Here is a 4205-nt window from a genome sequence, read left to right on the forward strand (position 1 = left end):
ATCGCTGATAACTACATTAACCTTTACATAAACTTTGCGTTACTGAATCTTGTTTGAGGTTCGTATAAGGCTCACCGTGTTTCTACGGTTTGCAGCCCTTCCTCCGGAAGAAGTGTGTAAATCCCGTAAGCAGTTTTAAGGACTGCATCACGGATTCATCGCGCACACTTTGCTCAGTTTGTTAATGCATGTTCAACCCAGACCACAGCCAATGCCCTGAAATTGCGATCATCTCGAGGAGCCGTACTTGGCGAGCATCGTGCGTACCCATAGGTAACTCTACCTGATGAATCCGTCTCCCGAAACGGCTAAATGGCTAAAGCCAAATCATTGTGAATAGGTAGGTAGCTGAAGTGAAGTATACAACTGATTGTATGGGAACGGATGATGCAACAACAATCAAGCATCACAACCCACCGTCCACCAAGCATTGCTATATCTTGGGAATGCGGGTCGATGTCACCAGTTATCCAGACGCTACCCAGCAAGTAATGGCGTGGGCGAAGGCGGGTGAAAGCCGCTATGTGTGTGCAGCAAACGTACACATGGTGATGGAGTCTTACGACAAAACTGAGTTTGCTCGTGTCGTGAACCAGGCTGACCTCATAACACCCGATGGTAAGCCGCTGGTGCAAGCGTTACGGGCATTGGGCATGAGGACTGCCTCACAGGTTCGCGGACCCAGTCTGACGCTGCATGTGTGCGAAGCGGCAGCTCAGCAGGGAGTTCCGATCGGCTTATATGGCGGCAGTCCTGACTCTCTAGCGACGTTTGAAGCATTTCTGCACCATCGCTTTCCGGGCATTCAGGTTGCCTGCTCTATCTCGCCGCCCTATCGCCCTCTTACCCCCACCGAAGATGCCGAATACACCCGACAGATTGCCGAGTCTGGAGCGCGGGTTCTCTTTGTGGGACTAGGCTGCCCAAAGCAGGAGTTGTGGATGCAGGTGCATCGCGGAGCAATTCCCGCAGTGATGCTGGGCGTGGGAGCCGCCTTTGATTTTCATGGGGGTCGTGTGAAGCAGGCACCCGTCTGGATGCAAACCCTGTGCCTAGAGTGGGCGTTTCGCCTAGCGATGGAGCCGAGGCGGTTGTGGAAGCGTTACGCCAAGCACAACCCTCGCTTTGTGATATTTTTCCTCACGCAGTGGGTCAGGAGCTTATTTGCGCGTCGTTGGTCTGAGGCGGCCAGCCACAAGTAGCCACACATCTGACAGCAGAACTAAGAGAATAAGCTAATGGCTGATAGCGACTTGAGTCGCCGTGAGCTATTGCGCAGAGCAAAGTTTTCAGGAGACAAGGCAGTTGCCTTGTCGATGCACTACCCCGCTAAACCGTTTTCCGTCTACTTAGGATCAAGGACTATTGAACATGACGCAGTTGAAGCGAGCACTCATTACCGGAATTACAGGTCAGGATGGGTCTTACCTGAGTGAGTTCTTACTAGAACAGGGCTACGAGGTGCATGGAATTATTCGTCGGACTTCGACCTTTAATACCGATCGCATCGATCACATCTACGAAGATCCTCACTCTGAGGGCGTGCGGTTGTTTCTACACTACGGCGACCTCACCGATGGCACCACGTTGCGACGCATCCTCGAAGACGTGAAGCCAACTGAAATCTACAATCTCGGTGCTCAGTCGCACGTTCGCGTTAGCTTTGACTCGCCGGAATACACAGTAGACACCGTTGGAACGGGTACCCTGCGGCTGCTAGAAGCGGTGCGCGACTACCAGCACCGTACCGGAATCGAAGTCCGCTTCTATCAAGCAGGCTCGTCGGAAATGTATGGATTAGTGCAGGAAGTTCCGCAAAAAGAAACGACACCGTTCTATCCCCGTAGTCCTTACGCCTGCGCCAAAGTATTTGGGCACTGGATAACGATCAACTACCGCGAATCCTACAATCTGTTTGCCTGCAACGGCATTCTGTTTAACCACGAGTCGCCCCGACGCGGTGAGACGTTTGTCACCCGCAAAATTACCCGCGCGGTCGCTCGGATTGTCGCTGGAAAGCAGAAAAAGCTGTACTTAGGCAACCTGGATTCTAAGCGGGACTGGGGCTACGCCAAAGACTATGTGCGGGCAATGTGGCTGATGCTCCAGCAAGAGCAGCCCGACGATTACGTGGTCGCAACTGGCGAAACCCACTCCATTCGCGAATTCCTGGATGTGGCATTTGGCTATGTCAACCTGAATTGGCAAGACCATGTGGAGTTTGATGAGCGCTATCTGCGTCCGACGGAAGTAGATCTCTTGATTGGTGATCCGGCTAAAGCGAAGCAACAGCTAGGTTGGGAACCCTCTGTGACGTTTGAGCAGTTGGTTAACCTGATGGTAGAAGCGGATCTGCAAGCTCTGGGGCTGGTTCCCCTCAACGGACATAGCCCACAACCAATCCGCGATTTAGCTACGATTCGCTAATCGCCAGTTGGTAGTAGTGCGTCGTTAGTGACTGCGATCGATCCTCATTGACTGACAAAGCTTTGAACGACCTCTCCCCCAACCCCTTTCCGATATGGAAAGGGGAGTCAGATGAACGTCCAGTTCCCTCTCCTCGCAGGAGAGGGTTAGGGAGAGGTCTTCAGCGATTCGAGCAAACGATTTGTCTGTTTGTCTGTCAGTCGGAATCGACTCTCCCCTAGAGGCACCGAACTAATGATGTCACTCTAAAAACGAATGACCGATCGCGGTTGGCTAATACCGATTGGCTAACAGCTAACCCTCAACCTTTTCCCATAAGCTAACCCTCAACCCTTTCCCATAGGCAACCCGTATTATGACAGCAGCATTGGATCTCAAGGACAAGCGAATTGTAGTCACAGGTGGAGCCGGATTTCTGGGTCGGCAGGTAATCGCGCAACTGTGTCAAGCCGGAGCCGATTTCCAGAAAATTTCGGTGCCTCGATCGCAGACCTTCGACCTCCGCAAACTAGAAAGCTGCCAGCGCGTTGTTGAGCAGCAAGACATCATCATTCACTTAGCCGCTCACGTAGGCGGCATTGGCTTGAATCGCGAAAAACCCGCCGAACTGTTCTACGACAACTTAATTATGGGTTCGCAGCTCATTCATGCTGCCTATGAAGCCGGAGTCGAAAAGTTCGTTTGCGTCGGCACAATCTGTGCCTATCCCAAATTTACGCCTGTTCCGTTCAAAGAAGACGATCTGTGGATCGGCTACCCCGAAGAAACCAACGCACCCTATGGCATCGCCAAAAAAGCGTTGCTGGTGCAGCTTCAGGCATATCGGCAGCAATACAACTTCGATGGCATTTATCTGCTTCCGGTAAACCTGTACGGTCCCGAAGACAACTTTGACCCGCGCAGTTCTCACGTGATTCCCGCTTTGATTCGCAAAGTCTACGAAGCGAAGCAGCGCGGCGATGCCTCTCTGCCTGTATGGGGCGACGGTAGCCCGACGCGCGAGTTTCTCTACTCTGAAGACGCGGCACGCGGAATTGTGATGGCAACGCAGTTCTACAGCGATTCGGAACCCGTCAATTTGGGAACGGGCATTGAGATCTCGATTCGCGATTTGGTCGAGTTGATTTGCGAACTGATGGAATTTGAGGGCGAGCTTGTGTGGGAAACCGACAAGCCCAATGGTCAACCTCGTCGCTGTTTGGACATCGATCGGGCGGAAAAAGCCTTTGGCTTCAAAGCGCAGGTAGATTTCCGTCAGGGACTCAAGAACACGATCGAGTGGTACGCAGCACACGCCGAGCAGTCGTCGCTGTCTCAGAGTGCCGCTCACGTCTAAGCGCAGTACCCACAAGATGCTGATTGTTTACCGTGCGATCGCCCACAATACTGTGGGCGATCGCGCGGCCGTCGGATCGAGGTGTGATACCAATTCGGAATTCGGAGTTCGGAATACTTGCTTCTCGCGCAGCAAGCTACGGAATTGCAGAAACTCGAATCTGTCTGCGTCTTAATGATTTGATCTGTAGCTGAAATCTAGAGAATTACCAATTCGGAGTTCGGAGTTCGTAATTGCAAACTCCGAACTCCGAATTGGTATGACTACAATTAGCGACTGCCGGGATTCGTGATGCGGTTCCAAGCTTGAATCACCTGCTGAAGCTTAGCTGGAGTTTGGTCTTGAACCATATCTACGTACTGAACGCCTTGCCCCTGCGAGGGCACCATGAGGGCGATCGTGAAGTAGTCTGCCCCGATTGTTGAGGGGTAGTTGAATCCTA

At 52.4% G+C, this 4205-nt stretch carries 3 protein-coding genes; all 3 read left to right on the forward strand.

What is annotated here, in order from left to right; all coding sequences use genetic code 11:
• The first annotated feature begins 374 nt into the window (after positions 1 to 374).
• The 3 genes from H6F43_RS08410 (at position 375) to H6F43_RS08420 (ending at position 3763) form a co-directional block, all read left to right on the forward strand.
• On the forward strand, positions 375 to 1202 hold the full coding sequence (locus H6F43_RS08410) for a WecB/TagA/CpsF family glycosyltransferase (protein ID WP_199290218.1): 828 nt from the start codon (positions 375 to 377) through the stop codon (positions 1200 to 1202).
• 169 nt (positions 1203 to 1371) lie between these two features.
• Complete coding sequence (gmd, locus tag H6F43_RS08415) at positions 1372 to 2427, forward strand: GDP-mannose 4,6-dehydratase (RefSeq protein WP_190342346.1); 1056 nt, start codon at positions 1372 to 1374, stop codon at positions 2425 to 2427.
• 355 nt (positions 2428 to 2782) lie between these two features.
• Positions 2783 to 3763: a GDP-L-fucose synthase gene (locus tag H6F43_RS08420; protein ID WP_190342347.1), complete on the forward strand. Its 981-nt coding sequence runs from the start codon at positions 2783 to 2785 to the stop codon at positions 3761 to 3763.
• Positions 3764 to 4205 lie beyond the last annotated feature (442 nt).

Source organism: Leptolyngbya sp. FACHB-36 (assembly GCF_014695955.1).
GTDB lineage: Bacteria > Cyanobacteriota > Cyanobacteriia > Leptolyngbyales > Leptolyngbyaceae > FACHB-36.

Bases quoted from the DNA above. Each gene is read 5' to 3' on its own strand.
- H6F43_RS08420 (WP_190342347.1), top strand. From the start codon at position 2,783: ATGACAGCAGCATTGGATCTCAAGGACAAGCGAATTGTAGTCACAGGT.
- gmd (WP_190342346.1), top strand. From the start codon at position 1,372: ATGACGCAGTTGAAGCGAGCACTCATTACCGGAATTACAGGTCAGGAT.
- H6F43_RS08410 (WP_199290218.1), top strand. From the start codon at position 375: ATGGGAACGGATGATGCAACAACAATCAAGCATCACAACCCACCGTCC.